The following is a 23,904-nucleotide window of genomic DNA, read 5'->3' as shown; positions in this document are numbered from 1 at the left end:
GCCACCGTGTTCGGCGATGCGAAGATGACCACTGCGCTGCTGGACCGGCTCACGCATCATTGCCACATCCTGGAGACCGGCAACGACAGCTACCGCTTCAAGAACAGCTCCGCTCAACCCACACTGCCCAAGAAGGAGTCCAAAGCCAAGAAGTTATCCACAACGTGAGCCAGCTTGGCTCGAAAACGGGTGGGTCAACATTGGATGGAAAACCCGGGTCAGCTCTCCGTGGAACTCAACACCACGCCATCCTGAACGCCTTCGCGATGGCGTGCCACTGCATGGTGGTGCCGCTGCCGGCGTGCTCGGACAGCGATGACGACGACACGTTCCAGAGCGTGACGCGCGTGGCTCGCGAGTTCGCCGAGCTGATCAGCGAGGTCAGCGAGGTGACGGCCGACGGCGCCGTCTCCGACAACGAACTGCGCCGCGTCGATACCGAGGCCACCGAACTGGTGTCGGCGATCCAGGCGGTGCTGACCACCTTGAGGCTGCGCAACGAGCGCAGCCGTCCCAAGACCTTCCGGGAGGTGTGCTGATGCGCGCCGGGCCGATCACCGTGCACGACGGCCGCGACACGCTGGAGCGCGCAGGCGAAGACGACCTCATCAGCGTCAGCGAGGCGGCCTACCTGCAGGCGGCCCTGGTCCGCCACCGCCTGCGCGCCGAACAGGAGGCCAACGCGCTGACCCTGATCCGCGCGCCACTGGGCACCTGCGCCAACTGCGACGAACGCTGCGACCCCGCCACGCGCTACTGCGATCCCGACTGCCAGAGCGACCACGCCCAACGCGTGGGCCGCCTCACCCACGCCTCCAACCTGCGGGCCTGACGCCCGCACCTCCACATGAACCGACAGAACGCATTGCGGCCCGAGCGGCTGCAAGGGAAGGGTGTTGCCCAATGAGTACCGCAGTGATGGCCCTGTGCTGGCCCATCCGTATGCCGCCGACCCAGAAGGCGGTGCTGATCAGCCTGGCAGACCAGGCCAACGACCAGGGCAGCTGCTGGCCCTCGATCGCCACGATCTCCCTGCGCACGTGCTTCGGCGAGCGCGCGGTGCGCAACGCCGTGCGCTGGCTCGAAGAGCAGGGGCTGATGGCGGTCGGGCTCGGCCGCAAGCGCTCCAACGTCTACACGCTCGCGCTGCACCGCATCCAGGCCATCTGCGAGGCCCAGGCGCAAGCCCGAGCGCAGGCGTGTGCCGAAGCCGCTGAAGCGGAGGACGCTTTCGCCCCGACCGCAGGCGCCTTCGAGGCCCTGCTGCGGTCCGCAGGTCCGACCCACGGATCTGCTCAGTCGAGCCCACGCGACACGGCACGAGGTGCCGCCCAACTGCCCGCCATGTCGCGGTCGCAGACCGGCACCACGTGCCGCCAAGCGGCACCAGRTGCCGGTGAGCGGCACGAGATGCCGCATGCGGTGACCGGCACSACGTGCCGCATACCGGCACCAGATGCCGGTCAGACCGGCACCACGTGCCCCCTAACCRTCAATGAACCWTTGAATACAAGATACCCCCAACCCCCTTCTGGGGCWGAAGGACTTYGCTCAAGGGTTCAGGCCAAGCCCGAGGTCAATGCCGACGTTCGAGCATCGGACGATGCTGCGGAGTCCCGCGCCGGCCGCAAGGGCAATGCGGTCTTGACCGAAGACGATGCCGAGGTGTCGCTGCCGCTGGTGAGCCTGCGCGACTTCATCGCCGACTGCCGGGCCAAGGGCGAGCCGGTGATCCCCGAGGACGACCCGGTCTTCGCCTACTGCGAACAAGCCCGCATCGGCCAGGACATCCTGCAACTGCACTGGCACGAGTTCAAGGCTCGGCGCATGGACCAGGGCAAGCGGCAGCGCGACTGGCGCAAGACCTTCTTCCAGAGCGTGCAGGGCAACTGGTACCACCTCTGGTTCATCGCGCCGGGCGATCCCGACGCCCGCCTCACGACGCAGGGCCGGCAGGCGGAAGCCGTGATGCTGGCGCAGCAAGGGGAGTCCGCATGAGCCGGCGTCCCGAAGCCTCCAGCGTGCCCCACAGCGCCCCGCACAGCGAGGAAGCGGAGCACAGCGTGCTGGGCTCGCTGCTGTTCGACAACCAGGCCTTCGAGGTGGTCGGCACGATCCTGAAGCCGGAGCACTTCTACCAGCGCGACCACCGGGCGATCTACGAGACGATCAGCGAGCTGCTCACGGCCGGCAAGCTGGCGGACCTCGTGACCGTCCACGACCGCGGCGGCCACAGCATGATCTACCTGAACCAGCTGCTGTCCTGCGTGACCAGCAGCCGGGCGGCGCAGCGTCACGCCGAGCTGATCGTCGAGCGCTGGCGGGAACGCGAGGTGATGCGCCTCGGGTCAGCAGTGGCCGACGAGATCATGCGCGGTGCGCACGGTGCCGACGGCAAGCCGCAACCGGTCGACCAGGTCATCGACCAGATGATCACGAAGCTGATGGCGCTGAACGCCGTTGCGGAGCGCAACGAGCCACGCGACATCAGCGAGCTGGTCGTGAGCTACCTCGACGACCTGCAGCAGCGCTACGACGGCAAGGAAACGACCATCCAGACCGGATTGAAGGATCTGGACCAGTGCACCGCGGGCGGTGGCCGTCCGGGCGAGCTGTGGGTCATCGGCGCCAGGCCGAGCATGGGGAAGACGGCCATATGCCTGACGCTCAGCCGCAACGTCGGCCGCAAGCACCAGGTGCTCATGCTGACCCAGGAAGACAGCCTGAACTCGCTCACGGCCCGTCAGGTCGCTGCTGCAGGCCGCGTCAACCTCGCGGACCTGCGCAATCCACGCAACGCGCCGGAGAGCATGTGGGAGGGCGTCAGCGAGGGCATCGACGCGCTGGGCAAGCTCCACATCGCGATGGACGATCAGGCGGCGCTCAGCATCATGGACGTGCGCCGCAAGATCCAGCAGGTCAAACGCCGGCACAAGAACCTGGACCTCGTGATCATCGATTACCTGCAGCTGATGGAGGGTGACGGTGACAACCGGAACCAGGAGCTGGGGAAGATCGCCAACGGCCTGAAGCGGGCGGCCAAGGAGTTCGGCGTCTGGGTCATCTTGCTGTCGCAGCTGAACCGTGATTCGGARAAGCGGGCGACCGGCACGCCGCAGATGAGCGACCTGCGCGACAGCGGCGACATCGAGGGCGCAGCCGACCTGATCGGGCTGCTGCATCGCGAGCACCGCCGCGCACCGACCGAGGCCAACAAGTTCCACGCCGAGCTGCTGGTGGTCAAGCACAAGAACGGCCCGACCGACACGCTGAACTTCACCTTCGATGGCGCCTTCCAGCGCTTCTCGGACTGGGAAGGACCTCCGCCCATGAAGGCGCTGAGCAAGCAGCGTGGTGGTGGGCTGAACTGAATCGCGACCAGACCGAGGGAGAAGACATGCTGAAGATGAACATCCGCTTCGATGCGGCGCAGATCGCGAAGGCGTTCGGCGAGCTGCAGCAGGAGCACCCGAACGTGATGGCGCAGGCCATCAACGACACCACGCGCGAGGTGCGCGATGCGCAGGTTGCCGAGATCCGCGCGAGCTTCGACAACCCGACCGCGTTCACGCTGCGTGCACTGCGCACCACCTTCGCCAGCCGCACCAAGCTGCAGGCGATGGTGTGGCTGAAGGACGGCACGTCGCGGGCGCACTACCTGATCCCGCAGATCGAGGGCGGCAACCGGCCGCTGAAGCGCTTCGAGGAGATCCTCGTGCAGGCCGGGCTGATGCGCAAGAACGAGCGGGCGGTGCCGGGCGCGGCTGCCAAGCTCGACGCCTACGGCAACATGGGGCGCGGCCAGATCGTGCAGATCCTGAGCCAGCTGCAGGCCTTCAACCTCGCGGGCTCGGATGCCAACGCCACCAGCTCGAAGCGCTCGAAGGCCAAGCGCAGCAAGGTCGAGTACTTCGTTGCGCATGGCGGCGAGTCGAGGCAAGGGCGTGGCTCGTGGAAGCACGGCGACAAGATGCAGCACCTGCGACGCGGCGTGTGGGCGCGGTACCGCTTCAGCGCAGGCAGTGCGGTCAAGCCGGTGCTGCTGTTCGTCAACGGCACGCGGTATGGCAAGCGCTTCGACTTCGTCGGCACGGCACAGCGCGTGATCGACAGCCGCTTCAAGTCGCACTACGAGCAGCGCATGCAGAAGCAGCTCGCGAAGCTCGGGCTCGGTGGCAATGAGAACGGAGGGCAGGGCGCATGACGTTCGCACCTCGGTCGGCAGGGGCTTCGACCCCACCCCCCACCCCCCTCATCGGGTCCTCCCGGGAGAGGTCGGTCAAGGGTAATTCGAACCCCGTTTGCACCGCAGTTGCGGGGCGTTCCTAAGGGGGTTATATCCATGGGAGACCCTCAGGACATGCTGTCTTTGCCGCTCTCGCGTCCGGTCACGCAGGAACAGTTCGGCGACATGGTCGGCGTGAGCCAGCCCGTCGTCAGCGACCTGATGACGCGCGGCATCTTGCTGGCCGGCCAGCCGGCGGCGACCTGGCTGCGCGCGTACACGAAGCACCTGCGTGAGCAGGCCGCGGGCCGCGGCGCCGACGGCGAGCTGGCGCGCGAGCGGGCACGCCTCGCCCGTGAACAGGCCGATCGCGTCGCGATGGACAACGCGCAGAGCCGCAAAGAACTCGCGCCGGTGTCGGTGCTCGAGCTGGTGCTCGCCAAGATGGCCGGCGACGTGGGCAGCCTGCTGCAGGGCCTGGTGCCGCGCGTGCGCCGCCGCGTGGACCTGCCCGGCGAGGCGCTGCGCATCCTCGACGAGGAGGTCACCAAGGCTCGCAACCGCGCGGCGGCGATGACGCTGGCGGACGCAGAAGAAGAACCCGACGAGGAGGATGAAGCTTGAACGACATGAACCACGTGATGGAGCTGGATCGCCCGATGTCGCTCGCCGACCTCGGCACCGAGCAGCGCGACGAAATCAACGCCGCGCTGCGTCGTGGCCTGCGTCCGCTCGAAGCCCCGACTCCGATGCGTCTGTCGCAGTGGATGGCCGAGCACTTCTACCTGTCGGAGGAGAGCAGCTACGAGCAGGGCCGCTGGGAGGCCTACCCGTACCAGGTCGCCATTGCCGACTGCATCGGCCACGACGAGATCACGCACGTGACCTGGCGGAAGTCGGCGCGCACTGGATACACCAAGATATTCCTCGCGGCCATCGGCTACTTCGCCGAGCACAAGCGCCGCAACCAGGCGGTGTACCAGCCGACCGATGAGGACCGCGACGACTTCGTCACCACCGAGCTGGAGCCGATGCTGCGCGACGTGCGGGTCATGCGCCGCGTGTTCCCGAAGTTCAACCGCAAGTCCAAAGACAACACGATCAAGAAGAAGCGGTTCCTCGGCTGCCAGCTGCACCTGCGTGGCGGCAAGGCCGCGAAGAACTATCGCCGCATCACCGTGGACTGCGTCTACTACGACGAGACCGATGGCTTCGACCGGGACATCGAGAAGGAGGGCAGCGCCTTCCGCCTCGGCGACAAGCGCATCGAGGGCGCGACCTTTCCGAAGTCGGTGGCCGGCAGCACGCCCAAGCTGAAGGGCTTCAGCCTGATCGAGGACCGCGAGCACCAGGCCGACGTGCGCTTCCAGTACTTCATTCGCTGCCCGCATTGCGATGAGGAGCACACGCTCGACTGGGGCGGCAAGGACGCCCGTCATGGCTTCAAGTGGACGGACGGCGATCCGGAGACAGTCGGCCATGTCTGCCCGCACTGCGGCGTGTGCATCACCCAGGCGGAGTACCTCGCCGCCTGGAAGGGCCGCTGGAAAAGCCTTGGGGGTAGGGAGGACGGGCTCTGGATCGACGAACGCGACCCGGTCCAGCTGCGCTTTAGGAATGCGGCGGACGACGAGGTGGCGCCGCCGAAGCACGTGGCGTTCTTCTGCTGGACCGCGTACAGCCCGCAGGCGACCTGGGTCAGCATCGTGCGCGATTGGCTGACGGCGGCGAAGAAGGCGCAGGCCGGCGACGACAGCGACCTGAAGACCTTCATCAACACCACCCGCGGCGAGACCTATGAGCAGGAGCTGGAGAAGACCGACGCCAGCCAGCTCGCGCTGCGTGGCAAGCACGGGCATCCCCTCCGCGCGGTGCCTCGCGGCGCCGTGAAGCTCGCGATCGGCGTGGACGTGCAGGGCGACCGCTGGGAGTTGGTGGTGTGGGGCTTCGGCCGTGGCGAAGAGATGTGGGTGGTGGATGACCTGGTCATCTACGGCAACCCGGCCGACCAGCGCGAATGGGATCTGAAGCTGGATCCGGCGATCAAGGCGACCTACCGGCACGTGTGTGGCGTCGAGATGTCGGCCGACGCAGTAGCGATCGACACGGGCGGCCACTTCACGCACCAGTGCTACGTCTTCGTGCGCAACCGGCCGAACCAGAACTTGTACGCGGTGAAGGGCGAGACGCGGCTAGGTCGGCCGATCAAGAGCGCCAGTGTGCTGGTCGACGTGAACGAGCGCGGCAAGACGATCCGCAAGGGCGTGCGGCTGTGGCACGTCGGCACCGACACGGCGAAGGACTTGCTCTACGGTCGCCTGCAAGTCAGCCAGCCGGGGCCGGGCTACGTGCACTTCGCGCGGGAGCTGACGGCGGAGTTCTACGACCAGCTGACGGCCGAAAGCCGGATGCTGGTGAAGACCGGCCGCGGCGAGGAGCACCGCTGGCTGAAGCCGGCCGGCAAGCGCAACGAGAAGCTCGACTGCACGGTCTATTCGCTGTTCTGCGCGCAGATGCTCGGGCTGCACACGCTCAGCGACAAGCTGTGGGCGCGGCTCGAAGCCGGGCTGGAGCCGGACCTGTTCGCCGGCGGCGGGGCACCCGCGCCAAATGCGGAGAGCGATTCGGCGCCAGTGCAGACGTCTGCACAACCGAGCGCGGTGGCCGCGGCACCGCCTCCGTCTGCGGCACCACCAGCGCCCCGACCACCCGCCGTTCGTCCCATCGTCCCGAACTCTTTCATCGTCAGCGATTCTTGGAGCAGCCGCCTGTGAGCCAACCCCTCTTCCAACACCAGCAGCAACCCCGTCCCGATGCCCACGAGATCAAGGCCGACGCCGCCACGCAGTGGGTGTTCGACATGACCGAGATCCTGCGCGATGACTTGGCGTTCCAGGAACCGTGGGCGAGTGCCATCGCTCACGAGATCGTGCAAGGCATGCGCGCGCGGTTTGGTGGCGACGACGTCTATGTGCCGGCGCCGGACAAGTCGGCGCGAGACGAGCGCGTGCGGGAGTTGTTCAACGGCCGGAACATCAAGCAACTGATGCAGCTCTTCGGGCTGGCCCGTTCGACCGTTTATCGGATCGTCCGGCAACGTTGACCGCCATGATTCGAGTCCTGCGAAGGCATCTGGCATCAGTACAAGATGTGCTCGAATGCTCGCCCGAGCGGAGGATGCACATACTGATCGGCCAAAGAGACCTGGCGCGCGCAGTGGACGACAAGACGGCAGAATTGCGTGTGCCTAAGGAGTGTTCATGAACGACATCCGTGCCATCGCGTTCGATCTCTATGGAACGCTCTGTGACGTGCATTCGGTCGCCGATACGTGTGAACGCTTCTATCCCGGACGAGGCCGCGAGATCAGCTTGCTCTGGCGACAAAAGCAGCTGGAGTACACGTGGTTACGCAGCCTGATGGGTCAGTACGCGAGCTTCGAGAATGCGACCGAACACAGTCTGGTCTACACCGCACATCACCTCGACCTGGCCTTGGACATGGACCGTCGCACTGAGCTGTGTGCAGCCTACCTTCGATTGCGTGCGTTCCCCGAAGTGCCGGCTGCCCTGCATGCACTCAACGATCTTGGGCTGCCGCTGGCCATTGTTTCAAACGGGTCGGGACGCTCGATCGAAGCTGTGGTGCGGCATGCAGGCATTCATGACCCGTTCGCCCATTTGATCAGCGTCGAGGTGGCGCAGGTTTTCAAGCCGGACCCGCGCGTGTATGAGCTGGGCGAGCGTGCGCTGGCCGTGCCGAGGCCTTCCATCCTCTTCGTGTCGTCCAACGCATGGGATGTGACCGGCGCAGGCCACTATGGCTTCTCAACATGCTGGGTCAAGAGGGGTGCCGGCACCTTTGAAGAACTGGGGCAACGTCCCGGCCTGGTGGTGCAGGGGCTCGATCAGTTGGTCAGCGCACTGAAGTGATGCCGCGTCGCACGCTTGCGAGCGGCGCTGAGTCGTCCAGCTCGACGGTCTTTCCGGGCGCTTCGTGGACGCCCAGCTGCGCCATCAGCCCGGCGATGTCGACGTCCATGGCGCCCGGTGCCATCTTTCGATAGAGGTCCATCAGCACGGGGCGTCCCGTGGCGCCGTCGCCGATCGCCAGCGTCTGTTCGATGGTCCAGAACGCGACATTGCCCCGGCTGGCGTCGCGGATGGCGCGCAGCGCCGTCTGGAGTCCATGGCGCCCCTCGGTTTCGCGTCGCAACTCCACATCGGCGAGCAAGCAGAAGAGGGCCCCGCCCCAGTAGGTGCGGGCCCACGTGTGTGTGTTGTCGAGCCCGTCGTCGCCCGGCGCTGGGAGTCCTTTGGGCAGATCGGCAAACAGGTCTCGCCACATCCGATCGGCACTCAACTGCCCCGCCAGAACGCGGGCTATCGGCTCCACATAGGTCGCTGAGCCTTCCTCGATCCAGACGTGCCGTCTCCTGAGGCTCGGGAAGCCAAGGTGAACGAACTCGTGCGTCAGCACCCAGTCATCCAGCAGGTCACTTGGCCGGGACTCAACTCCAACGTCGACCTTGACGGCAGACGAATCGAAGCCGTAGCTCACGCCACCGCGCACGCCGGCGCCAGGCACCGCGCGAATCAGCAGGCCGGCCCGATCGACAGGGAATCTCCCGAAATAGGCCGAAACGGCAGCGACTGCGCGAAAGACCCACTGGTGCACGTTCGCGACCCACTCCGGTCCCGCGCCGTCAGCCTTCAGAACGAGCGTCAGCTTGCCGCCGGCGACGTCCAGCGACTCGCCCCGTCCTTGGCGAAGTGCCTCGTAGACCAGCTCAGGGCTCAAAGACTGCCCCAGCATCGCAGCCGGAGCGCCGATCAGTGCACCGGACGCTCCGAGCGCCCGCAGGGTGGCTCTCCTGTCCCACAGTCGAGTGGCCATTCGATTTCCCCTTGCCGGCACCGCCATGCATGTCCGATCGGAGCGAGGCGCTTACTTCAGTACCGTGCCACCGGCGCTCATGCACTCGGCGGCCGTCTTCTTGCCGACCCAGCCTTGACCCTTGCAGCTGTTGTGGCCCTTGCATTCGCTCTTGGCCGTCTTGCATTCCGACGTGCCCTTGCAGCTGTTGACGCCGGAGCATTTGACTCCGCCCTCGTCGGCAGCGTAGACGCTGGTTGCCACGGTGCCCATCGAGAAGAGGGCGGCGGCGGTGGTCGCGAGGGCAAGACCGGATTTCAGGTTCAGCATGTTCATCTCCAGGGATGGTTGAGAGGTTCAATTGCAAACCCGGCGGCGGATGCCTCCTGCGTTTGYCGGCCTTGGTCGCGGCGCTCGTGCGAACCTTACAGAGAACGTCGGAGCATCCGGTTGGAGTACATTCGGACAAACATTCAGGTGGCCTTTTCGCCCGACGTCTTCGCGCACAGAACAAGCCGTGATCTCAGAAGAGGTTCGTCGATTCGTCCTGACCAGCATCCCATCGGTTCCGTACCTCGAGGCAGTGCTGTTGTTCCACAACTCACCGGCCATGGAACGTGACGTGGGAGCCTTGGCGAGGGTCTTGTACATGCCTGAAGCACGGGCCCAGGATCTCGTCGAGGCGCTTTGCGCCGCCGGCATACTGATCTGCAATACCGATGTGCCTCCCAAGTATCGGTTTCAGCCACGTGACGAGAGCCTGCATGCGGCACTGAGAGATCTCGCTGCGGCCTACCCTTCCGACGTGATCGCCATCTCCAATCTGATTCACGATGCGGCGACAAGGAATGCTCATCGGTTTGCCGATGCCTTCAGGTTGCGAAAGGACTGATGCGTGGAGAAACTGATCTACGGGTTGTGCGCGATGACCTCCTGCTTGTGTGCAGTACTTCTGCTCAGGGCCTACTTCCGCAGCCGATTCCGTCTGCTGATGTGGAGTGGTGTCTGTTTCGTCGGGCTCACTGCGAACAACATCCTGCTCGTGCTCGACAGAGTGGTCTTCACCACGGTGGACCTGTCGACGCTGCGCCTCGCGGTTGCCTTTAGCGCGTTGATCCTGCTGCTGTGCAGCCTGATCATGGAGAGCGGAGAGTGAGGGCCCCGACATGAATCAACTGCTGCTCGGCGGCATCGCGGTAGCCTCCTTTGCCATCGGTACCTTCTTTCTGCGATATTGGCGCAGCAGTGGGGATTCGTTCTTCCTGTTCCTGATGTTGTCGTTCTGGCTGGAGGCCGGCAACCGGATTCACATGGGCATCACCTCTGCATGGAACGAAGATCGTCCGGTGCACTACTTCGTGCGGCTCCTGTCGTACGGGCTCATCCTCGTGGCGGTGTGGCGCAAGAACCGAGGGCGAAAGCCGTGACGCCGAGGCGTTGATGTAGCCTCTAACGTTTTCCCGCTCATGCTTCCTGCACCCTGATCAATGCTCGAGATTGCCTCTGCCTGCCTGGTTCTGACCGCGTTGTTGGCCTACCTGAACCATCGGTTCATCGGGCTGCCCATCACCATCGGTGTGATGATGGCCGCGCTCCTCATGTCATTGGCACTGGTCGGGCTCGACGCCATGGGCATCGGTCACGACCTTCGGGTGTACGAGGAGTCGCTGCTTCGCTCGATCGATTTCTCGAACGTGCTCATGCAGGGCATGCTGTCCTTGCTCCTGTTCGCTGGCGCACTGCATGTGGACTTGACTGAGTTGCGGGCCTACCGCTGGCAGGTGGGCATGCTGGCGGTACTCGGGACGTTGCTGTCAACGCTGGCCGTCGGGTTCGGTGCCTGGGTGGCGCTGCCGTGGGTCGGGCTGGACCTTCCCTTGATCTACTGTCTGCTGTTCGGTGCGCTGATTTCGCCGACCGATCCGATCGCCGTGATGGGAATCCTGAAGACGGCCGGTGCACCGAAGAACCTTGAACTGGTGATCGCGGGCGAGTCTCTGTTCAACGACGGCGTTGGCGTCGTCATCTTCTCGCTGTTGCTGGGCATGCTTGTCAGCGGCAGTTCGCCGACTGCCGCGCAGGGCTTGACGCTGTTGCTGCGAGAGGCGGGCGGGGGCATCGTCTTCGGCCTGGTGCTCGGCTACATAACGTTTCGCCTGCTGCGAAGCGTCGACAACTATCAGGTGGAGGTGTTGCTGACGCTGGCGGCGGTGACCGGCGGATACGCCGTGGCCAGCCGGCTGCACGTCTCGGGGCCGCTCGCCATGGTGGTGGTCGGCCTGATGATCGGCAATGGCGGGCGGGCGCTCGCCATGTCGGACACCACTCGCCACTATGTCGATCTTTTCTGGGAACTGATCGACGAGATGCTCAACGCCGTGCTTTTCGTGCTGATGGGCATGGAGGTGCTGCTGATCAGTTTCTCCGCCAGCATCTTCACCGCCGCGGCGGTGGCCGTCGTCGTCACGCTGCTGGCGCGGGCTTTGACGGTGGGCCTTCCCGTAGCTGCACTCCCCGGAGTATTCAAACTTCCGAAGGGTTCCGGGTGGGTCCTCACGTGGGGTGGTCTGCGCGGCGGCATCTCTGTTGCGCTGGCCTTGTCATTGCCGGCAGGACCGCATCGAGACACCATCCTGGCCCTGACCTACTGCGTGGTGGTGTTTTCGATCCTGGGGCAAGGCCTGTCGATCGGGCAGGTTGTGCGTCGGCGTGTCACCGGGGCGTGACCCCGTGTCTACGGCCGACAACGGCCAGCGATGGCTTCAATCGTTTGCTGCGTCACGAAAGCGAGAGATCGCGGCGTCAACCATACCTTCCGAACTGCCGCGGCTCTCGTACTGCAGACGCAAGTAGCTGGCATCGCTCCCACCGGAGCAGACCCGTCTGACGTGATCCAGCGCAACGGAGATGCCCTGGCCCGGCCTGGCCGCCAAGCGATCGATGGTGGTCAGGATGTCATCTCGAAGTGGTACCGATTCATAGGTCTTCGGATGGACTACGAGGCCGTCCAGCCCGAATCGGCAGGCCTGGAAGCGGTTGTAGTTGTAGACGAGGTAGTCGTTCTCCGCGGGATCTGGTTCCGCGTGTTCGAGAAGCATGGCGCAGAGGCACTGCAGGTAGCCAGCCAACGCTGCGGCGCGCTCGACAGTCAATGGCGTATCGCACACGCGCAGTTCGATCGTTCCGAACTCCGGCTTGGGTCGGATGTCCCAATAGAAGTCCTTCATGCTCGTCACGATGCCGGTGTGGGCCATGCGCGCGAAATAGCCGTGAGCGAAGTCGTCCCAGCTCAGCGTGAAGGGCGCTCTCCCGCTGAGCGGGAAGGCAAAGACAGAGTTCAGCCTTGCGGAGTTGAACAGTGTGTCCTTGCGCTGAACGAACGGCGACGATGCGGCCAGGGCGATGAAGTGCGGCACATAGCGGTTCAGGGAATGCAGCAGGAACATGGCGTCGTCGCCCGATGCGCAGCCGACGTGGATGTGCTGCCCAAAGATCGTGAACTGCTTCGCCAAGTAGCCGTACAGGACGGAGACTTCCTTGAACCGCGGCTTCGAGAAGATCTTGCGTTCGGACCATTGCTGGAACGGGTGCGTGCCGCCGCCGCAGATGCCGACGTTGAGGCGATCGCCCGCGCCGACGAGGGCGTCGCGGATCTCGCGCAGTTGGGCGAGCACGCCCGCATGATCGCGGTGCACGCCGGTCGAAATCTCGATCATGCTTTCCGTGATCTCCGGCACCACGTTGCCGGGGAAGGGGCGCCTGGCGAGAAGCTCCAGCATGTCGGGGCTGGCGTCGATGAGATCCAGGTTGCTCAGGCTCACGAGCTGGAGTTCCAACTCCACGCCGAGCGTTAGCGGATCCGAGGTCTTGAATGGTTCGAGTACCACGTCAACCGTCCTCCGGTTCACTGCTCTCGCCAGCCAGCATCAGCGCACGCTGCGTCGCGATCGGTCCGAGCAGTTCGAGCAGCAAGGTCGCAGCGGCGAGCGGAGCCACCTGATCCACGAGGTCGATGCCAAGGTAGCGCTCCTGCTCGAGCAGCAGGATCACGAACACCGAGATCGGTGCCATGGCCAATCCCGTCAACACGCCCTTGCGCCAGGAGATGCCGCTCACTTGCGCGAATGCACCGACGACCGCCACCTTGATCACGGATCGGACAGCGACGAAGAGCACGGCGAAGCCAAGACCGAGCCACACGCGTTGCCAGGACAACGTGGAGGCCACGAAGACGAGCAGAGCGATGGTCAGGAGGTCGCCCAACGCACCGAAGTTTCTCTGGGCCTGGTTCAGCACCACGCGCCGGTGGCGTGCCACGAAGCCGAATGTCAGTGCGGCCAGTACGGGAGACAGTCGCATGGCGTGTGCCAGCGCAACAAGCAGGACCACGCCGATCGCAAAGGCAAGCGTGGCGTCGCGTGTCAGCCGGCCGGTGCGGCGCAGTACCGCCGGGACCGCAACGCCAAACAGACTGCCGAGGACGACCGAGGCGCCGAGCAGCACCACGCTGTTGGAGACCGCCTGCCAGAGGCTACCGGACGTCTGGAACGTCCAGATTCCCACGATCGCCTTGAATGCAAGAACCGACAGCAGGCAATTCAGCGCCGTCAGGTGCAAGAGCCGTTCGGTGACCTGACCGGAGCTACGCTCTTCGTTCACGACCCGCATGACGGCTGCAGGCGAAGTCGACATCGCGAGTGACGCGAGCAGGATCGACGTGAGCGTCGGCATTCCGAATACGAGTGCCAGAAGGTACACGGCGACGAATGTGGCCACTGCCTCCAGCAGCCCCGTCGCCGGAAGCCAGGGATTGCTGCGCAGCCATCGCAGGTTGATTCGGTACCCGAACTCGAACAGGATGAGGCCAAAGGCGACATTGGCGATCAGCATCATCGAGCCGGATCCACTCTCCGGCAACAAGCCGAACTGCGTGCTGCCCATCGCGAAGCCGACGCCGCCGTAGACGCTGATGCGTGGAAGAGAAGTCCATCGGTGCACGGCTTCGCCAAGGATCCACGCCAGCGCAATGGCCAGCGGCCACGCGAGATCCGCACCTGCAGCGGCAAGCGTGTCCGCCATCATCGCTGGACCGACGGCGCAGCGGTGGACGTGAGCAGGCGGCGAAGCTCTCGCAGCTTGGACTTGATTCGACGTTCATTCACAGGGCCCGTGCGCAGCAGCATGCGCTGGCCGGAAGTCATCGCCTGCAGCGAGGCATCGTTGAACTCGTAGAGCACCCAGGGTTTCTGGGGTTGCACGGGGCTGTTGGCAGTCGGCAGGTGCACCCCCATCGGCTCCGTGAAGTCTGGCGTCAGCAGCAACTGATCGATCACGGAGATCAGCCTGTCATTGAAGTACTGACCCGGGTAGCCGAGTTCCTCGTAGGCCTGCTGGAACTGACCATAGAACTTCGCATACACCGCGACGACCTGACGAAGGTCCACCGTCTCCAGCAGCAGGACGTACGGGGTGTACCGCAAGCCGTTGTCCGGACTGATGGTCACCGACGTTCCCTTCGTCTCGACCACGAATCGACCCTCAGCCGGATTGAGCGGCCACAGTCTCGGCGACGCCTGCTCTCGGCCGAGGCCATCTACCGTGGCTGCGACCCGTCGGGGAAGGTCGTCGATCTGGAACAGTGCCAGCACCGCCTTGTTTCCGAAGAGATCGCGGACGGCCGAAGCAAGATCAGGTGCCGCCGCGGAAGGCTCAGCGAGCGCGAGACTCTCGATCGGGTGTTGGATGCCAGCGGTAGTCGGGCTGGCCGCAGCGGCTGGGGGCAGCGCCGCAGGGGTTGCCGGCTCGGGCGACGAGGTGGCGACTGGGGCCCCCGATTCGGGCAGTTTCAGCCAGAACCAGGCATTGGCCGCAACCAACCCCAGGATGCCCGCAGCAAGCGCGACCTTGACGCCAAGTTTCATGTCGATCGCCTCAACGTGGTGGTCGTCACATCGTTGATCAAAGCGGGCGCACGCGCCGAGTCGAGATTCCCCGAATGAAGGCCGGTCGAACGCGAATGGCGCGGGCGTGAAAGTTTGCTCATCAATCCCTCGATCCTCTTGGGAGAAAAACATTCCCACAAATACAATGAAGCGCCGCCGTCATCGCTCGAGCCGATGACGGTAGCCGACAGAAACGACCTCATTGGAGCTCCGATGGAGCTCCTTTTTTTTGGGTCACCACTGGCGGGTGAACGAGCACCGAAGGAGATGTGGAGTCGAAGGCCGGGGCGGCAGGCGTGTCGCCCACAAGCTCTCGCGAGGGCAGGTCCTCCACTTCGGACGCCGGTCCGTTTCCTCTCAGCAGCCGAGGTGCGTTGGGCAACCGATCGAGTTGCAACTGCGCGAGCGTCGGGTACAGGGGACGACTCAGCAGGCGCGAGATCCCACTGGCACCCAGTGCGCAAGCCATCAGGCTCAGCACCATGGCATGGCCGTCCACCATCTCCATCACGATGATGAACGACGTGAGCGGGGCCTGAGTCGCAGCGGCGAGAAAGGCCGCCATGCCCAATGCAATGAGGGTCGCCGCGAAGGGGTAGTTCGTCAGCAAGGCAACGTCGTTGCCGATGGCTGCGCCGATCGCAAGCGCAGGCGCAAAGATTCCGCCCGGCACGCCCGACCAGGCGGTGAGCCAGGTCGCGACGAACTTCAGAAGAACGTACACCGCGGGAACGTGTTGCGCTCCCTCGAGCATGCCCTTCGTGTATCCGTACCCACTGCCGAACGTCGCTCCCTCGCTGATCACGCCGATGATCGCAACTGCCAGGCCGCAGGCGAACGCAAACGAAATCGGGCGCATGCGCTTCCAACGGCTGAGGCCATCGGTGGACGATCCGCTCAGAGACGCAATCAGCAGCCGAGCAAACAGCCCGCCGGCCAAGCCCCCGAGCAACACGACGAGCAGACCTGGCCAGAGCAGGGAGAGCCCGATCTCGGGGACGTGGATGACACCGAAATAGGTGCCATTGCCATACACCGACACTGCAACCAGGCCGGCCAGGACGATCGACGCAATGATCAGGCCGCTGCTGCGCTGCTCGGGGGTACGCGACAGTTCTTCGATCGCGAACATGACGCCGGCCAGCGGCGTGTTGAATGCCGCGGCAATACCTGCTGCGCCGCCGGCGACAAGCAGCCCATGCGCGGTGACTGCCGATCGCCGTGGCAGCCAGCCTTTCGCCCCATGCATGATCCCCGCTGCGACTTGGACTGATGGCCCCTCCCGCCCTGCAGACAAGCCGGCGAGCAAGCCCCAGGCTCCGAGCGCGATCTTGGCTGCCGTCAGCTTCATGGAGACGAACAGCCCTCGCGTTGAGGCGTCGACCGCTGGATCCAGGGCTGCCATGACCTGCGGTATGCCTGAGCCCGCGGCGCCTTGCACGTAGCGCCTGGTGAGCCAGACGATGGCGCCGGTCGATACGGGCGTCCAGATCAACGGGCTCCACCACCATGTGGTGCGCATGGCGAAGAACAGTTCCAATGCCCGTTCGGTCAACCAGGTGAACGCAACGACAGTGAGGCCGGCCGCAACGGCCACGGCAATTACGATCGCCCGGGCCAGCCACAGGCGCCAATCGGAGAACTCGCGACGCACGGCCGCCGCGATGGGGTGCTCCGTTCTCATCATGGGCTGCAGGCTCGCAGGCGCCGGTCCTGCATGAGCGTTGGGTGTCTCATATCATTCCACGATGCTCAAACGAAAGACCATCGACACCGAGCCAGGACAGGAGCCCTCTGACAGCGAGATTGGCGAACCTGCTGCCCGCGTGCTCAGGCGCTTCCGACTCGTTTTCAATGCGGTCAAGACGCACTTTCAGCAGGTCGAGAAGAAAACCGGCATTGGTGGCGCCCAGTTGTGGGCGCTCAGCATCATCCGTGCCCGCAGCGGGCTGGGCGTCAGCGACCTGGCGAAGGCCATGGACGTTCACCAATCGACGGCCAGCAACCTCGTGAAGACGCTCGTCGAGCGTGAGATGGTCCAGGTCCTCAAGGACGGGCCTGATCGCCGCACGGTGCAGCTCAGTATCCTGCCGGCAGGCGCCAAAGTCTTGCGGAGGGCGCCAGGTCCGTTCACTGGCGTGCTGCCTCAGGCCCTGGCTGGCTTGGATCCCGCAACCTTGAGGCGACTGGACGCCGACCTGGCCAAGTTGATCGCTGCGCTGGATGCGGACGAGCGGGCCGCAAACCTGCCGCTCGGCCAGTAGATCGGGAGAGGTCATCGGGGCTCAGCGTGCCGCTGGGCTCATTGCTGCCTGGGATAGACCAGGTCGGCGCGGCGATTCTGGGCAAGCGATTCTTCGTCGTGGCCGGAGGCTTTGGGGCGCTCCTTGCCCCAGCTGACGGCTTCCATCCTGCTCTCCTTGACGCCGTAGATCGCAAGCGCGCGCAGCACGGCCTGTGCGCGCTTCTGCCCGAGTGCAAGGTTGTACTCGGCGCTGCCGCGCTCGTCGGCATTGCCTTCAATCCTGATCGTGATGGCGGGCTGGGACAGCAGGTATTTGCCATGGCGCTCGATCACCGGCACGTACTCCCGCTTGACCGAGAAGTCATCGAAGTCGAAGTAGATGCTGCGCTCGCGGGAGATCGGACTATTGGGGTCCAGGTGTGCGGGAAGCGCCGCTGTCGTCGAGTTCTCCGGGGGCACCGGCTGTGAATTGCCCGCCGTTGCCGGGCCTGTCGGCGCCTGGGCGACAGGGGCGGCCTGGGAAGGCGTCGCCGTCTGCTGGATCGGCGTGTTGCTGCAGGCCGATAGGATCACTAGCAGTGTCGTGAGGACAGCAGTGCTGCTGAAGCGTGGCATTTCGGTGTCTCCAATTTGGCGAATCCAAATTCATCGTACATGAATGTTTGTCCAAATGTAAATCGCGTATGCCCTGAGGGCCTCTTGCTTGGGTAGACTCGCATCAGGGTGTTGCTCTGCATTCYGCGGGGCAGCAGGTTCATGCGATGGTCGGGCCGCCACGCGGAGTCGTCATGTCCATTGAACTGAACCGGGATACGGTGCACGCCGTCGCCGCTGCGCTGTTTGCTCTTGCGCTCGCACACACCTTCGCTGCCAAGTACATCGAGCGACTTTCGATGCGCTTCCCCAGGCATGCAGGGCTGTTCCACCTGCTCGGCGAAGTGGAGGTCGTCTTCGGGCTGTGGGCCATCGTGCTGATCGTAGCGATCGCGTTGCTGGCAGGAAGCGCTGAAGCTCTCGGCTACGCGGAGACGCGTGACTACACCGAACCGCTCTTCGTCGTGGTGGTGATGGTGATCGCCGCTTCGCGTCCGATCCTGCAGACGGTTCGCAGCGTCATCGATGCACTCGCGAGATTCCTCCCTGTGCCCACGGCGTGCGCATCGGCTTGGCTCGGACTGGCGGCCGTGCCGTTGCTCGGATCGTTGATCACCGAGCCCGCCGCGATGACCATGGCGGCCCTGATGCTCGCACCGCAGATCTTCCGTCGCGACATTCCCGAACCGCCAAAGTACCTCGCGCTTGGCGTGCTTTTCGTCAATGTCTCAATCGGGGGAACGCTTACTTCATTTGCAGCACCTCCCGTGCTGATGGTGGCTTCGACCTGGCAATGGGACAGCATGTTCATGCTCCTGACTTTTGGCTGGAAGGCAGCAATCGCCGTCGTGCTCAACGCGACGGCTGCCACCTTCGTGCTGCGAAGGCATCTTCTCTCCCGAGCACCGCAGTTTGAAGAGTCAGGCAAGGCTGAGCGGGTTCCGATGGCCGTCGTCATGGTTCACCTGACCATGCTCGCCGTGGTCATCGTTCTGGCACATCACCCGGTGGCATTTCTCGGCGTGTTCCTGATGTTTCTTGGTTTCACCCAGGCGTACGAGCGGCACCAGAGTCCGTTGATCGTTCGTGAGGCGCTTCTCGTGGGATTCTTCCTGGCAGGCCTCGTCGTCCTCGGTGGATTGCAGACCTGGTGGCTTCAGCCCGTGATCGAGTCCCTGGAACCGTTGGCGTTGTTCTTCGGTGCGCTCGGTCTGACAGCCATCACGGACAACGCGGCCCTGACCTACCTTGGATCCCTTAGCACCGGCATGTCGGAGCAAGCGAAGTACATGCTGGTGTCTGGTGCGGTGGCTGGAGGCGGACTGACAGTCATTGCCAACGCGCCCAATCCAGCGGGGGTTGCGCTGCTGAAGCAGGGCTTCGCAGACGAGACCATTGGCGCAGGATCGTTGCTTGCTGGTGCGGCTCTGCCTACCCTCGTCGCGGCGGTGGCGTTCATCCTCTAGATCTTCAAGGCGAGCGCGGACTCAGCTTTCATCCGGCTGAAGTTCAGCATTTGGCTGATGGACGTGAGCTTCCCCGTCAAGCAACACTGACGACCTGTGCTGCCCGATAGCACGCGTTGCGATCCTCCTGTCTGCCCCGCGGCTTGGCAGAGGGTACGGTCGTGCATCTCTTGTCCCTTCCAGGAGGTGAACTGCATGCATTCCGCAGCCGACCGTGTCCATGATCCTGTCCCGCATCAAGCGGCCGCGAACTCCACGACATCCGCGCGGTCTGCGGCAACGGCGGTTTCATCGAGCAATCGCCAGGTCGACATCGACACGAGCCCGCGCATTGCGGCGCAGAGGCGCCAATTCGAGCGCCTTGGGCTACTGCCCGTGCAGAGGGTGATGGCGGCGGGACCTGCAACTGCAGTGCAGCGTATCCAGATCAACCACGCGAATCCGGACCCCGACATTCCATTTCCATTCGATACGGCCAATCTTCAGCAGGCAGTCTCGATCGTCCGGTCGCTTGCGGTGGCTCACGACGACGCCGAGATCATCGCGATCTATGCTGCCTTGAACACGCACGTCCTAGGCCCGGCCGGCGCAATTCCTGTTACCGCCAACGACACTCAGCTGCTCAACTGGCTCCGGCCCATCGCGATCGCAGCCAAGCAGATTGGCCCAGTCCGAACGCAACTCGCGAATGCTGCTCCCAACAAAGCTCTGACGTCAATCTCGGACATCGCGAAGCGAATCGCACTGACGTCCGGGGGGCTTGCCGCTTCGGGGGCCATCCTCAACATGGACACGCTCGTGAACTGGCTCACGACGCCGCCACAGACGAACATCATTTTCGGCTCGCTCACAATGCAGTCGCCCGCGACGAACTACTCCATTTACACACCCGGAATGAGCGCCGAGGTCAGTATGGTGGACCCAGAGACGAACCGGACGTTGCAAGGCACCATGGAGATCCCGGGCCGGCAGAGCCAGATTCTTGGTGGGGAGCAGCAGACCAACATCTCGCAGAATCCCTACGAGGTGCCACAGAACACCCAGAATTTCCATACCTTCGCGCTGGTGGCCACGAGCCTGTTCGGAGCCACGGCCATGGTCTCCGGCGCGGTGTGGTGGTTGACGAAGCCCAGCCAGGGAACATTGGAAGGAATCGTCAAGCTGTCCGACGATTTGCGCCGGCTTTGGAAGCAGATCGTCGAGATCGCACAAACTCCGCCTTGACGGACGGATTTGCCGAGTACCGGCCCGGGCCATCGCTGAGCGCCATAGTTCCGGTCGCTTTCTGACTCCTTTTGCCCACCTGGATCGTCTTGGCGGTATATCAACCGTGGAGCATCCAATGGATCTCAGCAGCATGAAGGTGGTTGTCACCGGGGGAAGCCGAGGGCTTGGCCTGGGGCTGGTCGAGGCGCTGGTGTCGCGCGGCGCCAAGGTGACCGTGGTCGCGCGCGGCTCAGACGCGCTCGTGGCCGTTCGAACAAGGTGGGGGGTCGAGACAGTTTCCGCCGATGTGACAGATGCCGAGGCCGCCCAGCGGTTGCTCGCCGAGATGCGACCGGATGTCCTGGTGCTCAATGCGGGCGCGAGGCCACCGATGGGGCGGCTGGACGCGGTGACCTGGGGCGATTTCTCAGCAACATGGGAGACGGATGTCAAGGCCGGGTTCCATTGGATCCAGGCGGCGCTCAGACTTCCGCTCAAGCGCGGCAGTCGTGTTCTGGTCGGGGCCAGCGGGGCAGCCCTGAACGGCTCGCCGCTCTCCGGCGGCTACGCTGGCGCGAAGCGCATGCTGTGGCTCATGGCCAGGTACGCCAACGGAGTTTCTGCGCAGGATGACCTTGGCATCCGCTTTCAGGTGATCGTTCCGCAGCAGATGGTCGCAGGCACTGGTGTGGGAGACGCAGGTGCGATCGCCTACGCCACGGTGATGGGAATTCCCAAGGAGCAGTTCCTCGAGCGATTCGGTGCCCCGATGCCACCGAGGGATTTCGGTGAGAAGGTCCTGACTGTGCTCAGTGATCCACAGTTCGACAAGGGGATGGCGTTTGGGCTCCAGGGCGACACCGGGGTGACCATCCTGGAGGAGGTCGCGGCTTGACGTCAGCATCCTCACGTTCTGGGCATGACCGCCAGGCGCGGTTGGTCGCCCTCGCCGCCGAAGTGCGGCCCGAGCTGCATCGCTATTGCGCCAGACTGATGGGGTCGGTCATCGAAGGCGAGGATGTGGTGCAGGACACGCTTCTGCGCGCGCTGGTGGCACTGCAGGATCTGGACGAGTTGCCGCCACTTCGGCCTTGGCTGTTCAGGGTCGCTCACAACCGCGCCCTTGATCTCCTTCGCGGACGAGCGGTTCGGATGGCGGAACCACTGAACTTAGCAGAGGATATTGCAGCGGCGGAGCCATCGGATCCGCTGGAGCTGCTGATGCGCTCGGATGCCGTCAAGACTGCGGTGGCACGCTTCGCGGAACTTGCGGTTCTTCAACGCAGCGCTGTCGTCTTGAAGGACGTGCTCGGCGAATCTCTCACCGAGATCGCGGCGCTTCTCGATCTCTCGGTGGATGCCGTGAAGGCGCATCTTGCGCGTGGGCGTGCGCGTCTGCGCGAAATCAATGCGCGGGTCGCCCCACAGTCCGACGTGTCCCCGCCGTCAGACGAGGTATCCCGCTACGTCGCGCTCTTCAACCGGCGGGACTGGGACGGCCTGAGGGCCCTGTTGGCTGACGACGTCAAGCTCAGCCAGTCCAGCCATTCGCTGCGCGTGGGTCGATCGGAAGTCGGCATGTTCTTCACCATCTATGCCCAGAGTCCGGAGGTTTGGCTGGCGCCCGCCTGGCTGGATGGAAGCGAGGTGATTGCGGTCTTCGACGACAGAGCCGATGAACGGCCGAGCTACATGATGTGGCTTGAGTGGGCCGACGGCCGGATCAAGTTCATCCGTGACTATCGCTACGTCAGGTACGTCGTCGCCGAGGCGGGTCTGGCGCTTGCGGGATGAGCTCCGCCTGGCTGACCCGTAGCCGGCAGGGTGGGCGCTCAGTCTGGTAGGCCGCCGACGTATTCACCACGTGCCGGATAGTCGTTCTTGATGACGAAATCGACGGCTTGGATCAACTCGCCGAAGTTCGGCCGCGCAAAGGGCATCGACTGCACGGACAACCAATAGAGCGTTTGATCCGGGCGCACCAGGAACACGGCGGGCTCCGAGAACAGATCGGGTTCCTCGATGCCGATCGAGGTCTTGCCGCGTGAGGTGGAAAGGAACAGCCCCCAAGCGCGAGCCGCTGCCAACTGAAGCTCATAGCCCATGCGAAGACGGTTGGCGCCGATCTTCTGCGCCATTTGGCGGGCGCGCTCCTCTCCGTCGGTGCTGAGCGCCAGCACGCCCACGCCTCGCTCAGCAAAGGCCTCGACCTTGCTCTCCAACTCTCGCAGGTATCCGGTGCAGATCGGGCAGTGCAAACCGCGGTAGAAGCACAACAGCGTGAAGCGGTCCGGTGTCTCCAGGGCCAGGTCGAAAGAGCCGTGCGAGAGCGTGGGGACAACCAGGGGCGGAACTGTCTGGCGGGGCAGGAGCATGGTGTTCCTTTCAGTGTGTTTGACGGGATCGTTTGAGCATGGCAGATTCTGTGCAATAGAAATTCCGAAATCCGTGATCGAAAGTCCGACGTCATGACTTTGCCTATCCGCGTCGACCGCCTGAGTGCGTTTCTCGCCGCCTTTCCTTTGGAGGTTCGTCCGGCTTCAGGCGATGGCCGCTTCCGCGAAGCCGCCCATCTGTTCCTTCTGGAAGGCGATGTTCCGGGTGCGCGTCGAATCACCTTCTGCAGCGCGCCCAAATCGCGCCCCTGCTCGCCCGGCAGATTACTGATGGCGGCGGTGGTCGAATTTGGCGGAGACTCAAACCCTCTCCTGCGGTCCTTGCCGGCGGAGGTAACGCTGGACACAGAACAGGCCGAGCCGCTCTGGGCGCTCGCGATGCAACTGCAGCTTGAGGTGCAGGTGCCGCGCTGCGGTGGACCGGCAGCGCTCGCGAGGTTGAGCGAACTGCTGGTGCTGATGGTGTTGCGTCAAGCCATAGAGCGTGGGGCCACGCAGCCGGGTCTCCTAGCGGGACTGGCCGATCCACGGCTACGACATGCGGTCGGGGCGCTGCTTGGGCAGCCTGCGCGCGCTTGGCGGGTAGAAGAGCTGGCCGAGCTCAGTGCTCTGTCACGAAGCCAATTCATGCTTTCATTCCGCCGCACGTTGGGAATGACTCCGGGCACCTTTCACACGGCGTGGCGTCTCACACTCGCGCGCCGCCGGCTGCAGCAAGGTGAGCGCGTGAAAGCGGTGGCGGCCTGGAGCGGCTACGCCAGTGCAGCGGCATTCAGCCGTGCCTACAGTCGGGCCTTCGGCCAAGCACCTGCGGCGGCTATCGCCGGTGTGTAGAGACGCGAGCGACCGGCCACTCAGGCGTTGAGGGCGCTGGCAGCCGCCGTTAGTAGCCTGCCCTGAACGGCCAGAAGCGGCCAGACGTGAACGGCGGCTTTCGGATAGGGTGACCCCAAGG

28 protein-coding genes are annotated in these 23,904 nt (G+C 64.4%); 20 read left to right on the top strand and 8 right to left on the bottom strand.

Features of this window, described 5'->3' with window-relative positions:
- The 10 genes from AC1DYN_RS16160 to AC1DYN_RS16115 all read left to right on the top strand — a co-directional run.
- Nucleotides 1-168, top strand: a 168-nt coding sequence (locus AC1DYN_RS16160; RefSeq protein WP_477961282.1) for an ATP-binding protein, incomplete at its 5' end; no start/stop codon positions are given.
- The gene (locus AC1DYN_RS16155) at nt 165-539 is read left to right on the top strand and encodes a phage regulatory CII family protein (RefSeq protein ID WP_477961275.1); all 375 of its coding nucleotides are present in this window, start codon (nt 165-167) and stop codon (nt 537-539) included. The genes AC1DYN_RS16160 and AC1DYN_RS16155, both read left to right, overlap by 4 nt.
- Nucleotides 539-832, top strand: coding sequence for a hypothetical protein (locus AC1DYN_RS16150; protein ID WP_477961273.1), 294 nt, complete (start codon nt 539-541; stop codon nt 830-832). Before AC1DYN_RS16155 ends, AC1DYN_RS16150 begins: the two co-directional genes overlap by 1 nt.
- A 110-nt stretch (nt 833-942) precedes the next feature.
- The gene (locus tag AC1DYN_RS16145; RefSeq protein WP_477961272.1) at nt 943-1,998 is read left to right on the top strand and encodes a helix-turn-helix domain-containing protein; all 1,056 of its coding nucleotides are present in this window, start codon (nt 943-945) and stop codon (nt 1,996-1,998) included.
- Nucleotides 1,995-3,371, top strand: coding sequence for a replicative DNA helicase (locus AC1DYN_RS16140; RefSeq protein ID WP_477961270.1), 1,377 nt, complete (start codon nt 1,995-1,997; stop codon nt 3,369-3,371). The genes AC1DYN_RS16145 and AC1DYN_RS16140 overlap by 4 nt, the downstream gene beginning before the upstream one ends.
- A 26-nt stretch (nt 3,372-3,397) precedes the next feature.
- Complete coding sequence (locus tag AC1DYN_RS16135; RefSeq protein WP_477961268.1) at nt 3,398-4,204, top strand: hypothetical protein; 807 nt, start codon at nt 3,398-3,400, stop codon at nt 4,202-4,204.
- Nucleotides 4,205-4,360: 156 nt separating this feature from the next.
- Nucleotides 4,361-4,849 carry a terminase small subunit gene (locus AC1DYN_RS16130; protein ID WP_477961266.1) on the top strand — a complete coding sequence of 163 codons (489 nt, stop codon included), beginning with the start codon at nt 4,361-4,363 and terminating at the stop codon, nt 4,847-4,849.
- Nucleotides 4,850-4,854: 5 nt separating this feature from the next.
- On the top strand, nt 4,855-6,999 hold the full coding sequence (locus AC1DYN_RS16125) for a phage terminase large subunit family protein (RefSeq protein WP_477961280.1): 2,145 nt from the start codon (nt 4,855-4,857) through the stop codon (nt 6,997-6,999).
- Nucleotides 6,996-7,328 (top strand): Mor transcription activator family protein, encoded by a 333-nt coding sequence (locus tag AC1DYN_RS16120; protein WP_477961264.1) that lies wholly within the window; start codon nt 6,996-6,998, stop codon nt 7,326-7,328. The genes AC1DYN_RS16125 and AC1DYN_RS16120 overlap by 4 nt, the downstream gene beginning before the upstream one ends.
- Nucleotides 7,329-7,485: 157 nt before the next feature.
- Nucleotides 7,486-8,157: a haloacid dehalogenase type II gene (locus AC1DYN_RS16115; RefSeq protein ID WP_477961262.1), complete on the top strand. Its 672-nt coding sequence runs from the start codon at nt 7,486-7,488 to the stop codon at nt 8,155-8,157.
- On the opposite strand, the gene AC1DYN_RS16110 is transcribed toward AC1DYN_RS16115, so the two are convergent.
- Together AC1DYN_RS16110 and bufA2 are read right to left on the bottom strand one after the other, a co-directional pair.
- On the bottom strand, nt 8,141-9,121 hold the full coding sequence (locus tag AC1DYN_RS16110; RefSeq protein ID WP_477961259.1) for a hypothetical protein: 981 nt from the start codon (nt 9,119-9,121) through the stop codon (nt 8,141-8,143). The genes AC1DYN_RS16115 and AC1DYN_RS16110 overlap by 17 nt on opposite strands.
- 51 nt (nt 9,122-9,172) lie before the next feature.
- Nucleotides 9,173-9,430 (bottom strand): BufA2 family periplasmic bufferin-type metallophore, encoded by a 258-nt coding sequence (gene bufA2 / locus AC1DYN_RS16105; protein ID WP_477961257.1) that lies wholly within the window; start codon nt 9,428-9,430, stop codon nt 9,173-9,175.
- A 187-nt stretch (nt 9,431-9,617) separates the two neighbouring features.
- Here bufA2 and AC1DYN_RS16100 point away from each other — a divergent pair, with 187 nt between their 5' ends.
- The 4 genes from AC1DYN_RS16100 to AC1DYN_RS16085 are packed head-to-tail and all read left to right on the top strand — an operon-like array spanning nt 9,618 to nt 11,826.
- Entirely contained in the window at nt 9,618-9,992 is a 375-nt protein-coding gene (locus AC1DYN_RS16100; RefSeq protein ID WP_477961256.1) for a hypothetical protein, read from the top strand.
- Nucleotides 9,993-9,995: 3 nt separating this feature from the next.
- Nucleotides 9,996-10,256 carry a DUF5985 family protein gene (locus tag AC1DYN_RS16095; protein WP_477961254.1) on the top strand — a complete coding sequence of 87 codons (261 nt, stop codon included), beginning with the start codon at nt 9,996-9,998 and terminating at the stop codon, nt 10,254-10,256.
- 10 nt (nt 10,257-10,266) lie between these two features.
- Entirely contained in the window at nt 10,267-10,527 is a 261-nt protein-coding gene (locus tag AC1DYN_RS16090; RefSeq protein ID WP_477961252.1) for a DUF5985 family protein, read from the top strand.
- Between the two features lie 60 nt (nt 10,528-10,587).
- Nucleotides 10,588-11,826: a cation:proton antiporter gene (locus AC1DYN_RS16085; RefSeq protein ID WP_477961250.1), complete on the top strand. Its 1,239-nt coding sequence runs from the start codon at nt 10,588-10,590 to the stop codon at nt 11,824-11,826.
- A 36-nt stretch (nt 11,827-11,862) separates the two neighbouring features.
- On the opposite strand, the gene AC1DYN_RS16080 is transcribed toward AC1DYN_RS16085, so the two are convergent.
- The 4 genes from AC1DYN_RS16080 to AC1DYN_RS16065 form a co-directional block, all read right to left on the bottom strand.
- A complete protein-coding gene (locus tag AC1DYN_RS16080; protein WP_477961248.1) occupies nt 11,863-12,987 on the bottom strand; it encodes a YbdK family carboxylate-amine ligase in 1,125 nt (374 codons plus the stop codon).
- A gap of 1 nt (nt 12,988) precedes the next feature.
- Nucleotides 12,989-14,179, bottom strand: a complete 1,191-nt coding sequence (locus AC1DYN_RS16075; protein WP_477961246.1) for a cation:proton antiporter — start codon at nt 14,177-14,179, stop codon at nt 12,989-12,991.
- Nucleotides 14,179-15,021, bottom strand: coding sequence for a DUF3014 domain-containing protein (locus AC1DYN_RS16070; protein ID WP_477961244.1), 843 nt, complete (start codon nt 15,019-15,021; stop codon nt 14,179-14,181). Before AC1DYN_RS16070 ends, AC1DYN_RS16075 begins: the two co-directional genes overlap by 1 nt.
- Before the next feature lie 220 nt (nt 15,022-15,241).
- The gene (locus AC1DYN_RS16065) at nt 15,242-16,726 is read right to left on the bottom strand and encodes a chloride channel protein (RefSeq protein WP_477961278.1); all 1,485 of its coding nucleotides are present in this window, start codon (nt 16,724-16,726) and stop codon (nt 15,242-15,244) included.
- 64 nt (nt 16,727-16,790) lie between these two features.
- Here AC1DYN_RS16065 and AC1DYN_RS16060 point away from each other — a divergent pair, with 64 nt between their 5' ends.
- A complete protein-coding gene (locus AC1DYN_RS16060) occupies nt 16,791-17,306 on the top strand; it encodes a MarR family winged helix-turn-helix transcriptional regulator (RefSeq protein ID WP_477961243.1) in 516 nt (171 codons plus the stop codon).
- Between the two features lie 38 nt (nt 17,307-17,344).
- On the opposite strand, the gene pal is transcribed toward AC1DYN_RS16060, so the two are convergent.
- Entirely contained in the window at nt 17,345-17,902 is a 558-nt protein-coding gene (gene pal / locus AC1DYN_RS16055; protein ID WP_477961242.1) for a peptidoglycan-associated lipoprotein Pal, read from the bottom strand.
- A gap of 173 nt (nt 17,903-18,075) precedes the next feature.
- Between pal and AC1DYN_RS16050 the strand changes: the two genes are divergently transcribed.
- The 4 genes from AC1DYN_RS16050 (at nt 18,076) to AC1DYN_RS16035 (ending at nt 22,347) form a co-directional block, all read left to right on the top strand.
- Nucleotides 18,076-19,347 (top strand): putative Na+/H+ antiporter, encoded by a 1,272-nt coding sequence (locus AC1DYN_RS16050; protein WP_477961240.1) that lies wholly within the window; start codon nt 18,076-18,078, stop codon nt 19,345-19,347.
- A 195-nt stretch (nt 19,348-19,542) separates the two neighbouring features.
- Entirely contained in the window at nt 19,543-20,571 is a 1,029-nt protein-coding gene (locus AC1DYN_RS16045) for a hypothetical protein (RefSeq protein ID WP_477961238.1), read from the top strand.
- Nucleotides 20,572-20,689: 118 nt separating this feature from the next.
- The gene (locus AC1DYN_RS16040; protein WP_477961236.1) at nt 20,690-21,448 is read left to right on the top strand and encodes an SDR family oxidoreductase; all 759 of its coding nucleotides are present in this window, start codon (nt 20,690-20,692) and stop codon (nt 21,446-21,448) included.
- Nucleotides 21,445-22,347 (top strand): sigma-70 family RNA polymerase sigma factor, encoded by a 903-nt coding sequence (locus AC1DYN_RS16035; RefSeq protein ID WP_477961234.1) that lies wholly within the window; start codon nt 21,445-21,447, stop codon nt 22,345-22,347. The genes AC1DYN_RS16040 and AC1DYN_RS16035 overlap by 4 nt, the downstream gene beginning before the upstream one ends.
- 38 nt (nt 22,348-22,385) lie before the next feature.
- Here AC1DYN_RS16035 and AC1DYN_RS16030 read toward each other — a convergent pair whose 3' ends face one another.
- Nucleotides 22,386-22,928: a peroxiredoxin-like family protein gene (locus AC1DYN_RS16030; RefSeq protein ID WP_477961232.1), complete on the bottom strand. Its 543-nt coding sequence runs from the start codon at nt 22,926-22,928 to the stop codon at nt 22,386-22,388.
- A 93-nt stretch (nt 22,929-23,021) separates the two neighbouring features.
- Between AC1DYN_RS16030 and AC1DYN_RS16025 the strand changes: the two genes are divergently transcribed.
- On the top strand, nt 23,022-23,783 hold the full coding sequence (locus AC1DYN_RS16025; RefSeq protein ID WP_477961230.1) for a helix-turn-helix domain-containing protein: 762 nt from the start codon (nt 23,022-23,024) through the stop codon (nt 23,781-23,783).
- Nucleotides 23,784-23,904: the final 121 nt, after the last annotated feature.

It is taken from the genome of Rhizobacter sp. P2_D12 (assembly GCF_056404395.1).
This window is presented reverse-complemented; position numbering and strand designations above follow the sequence as displayed.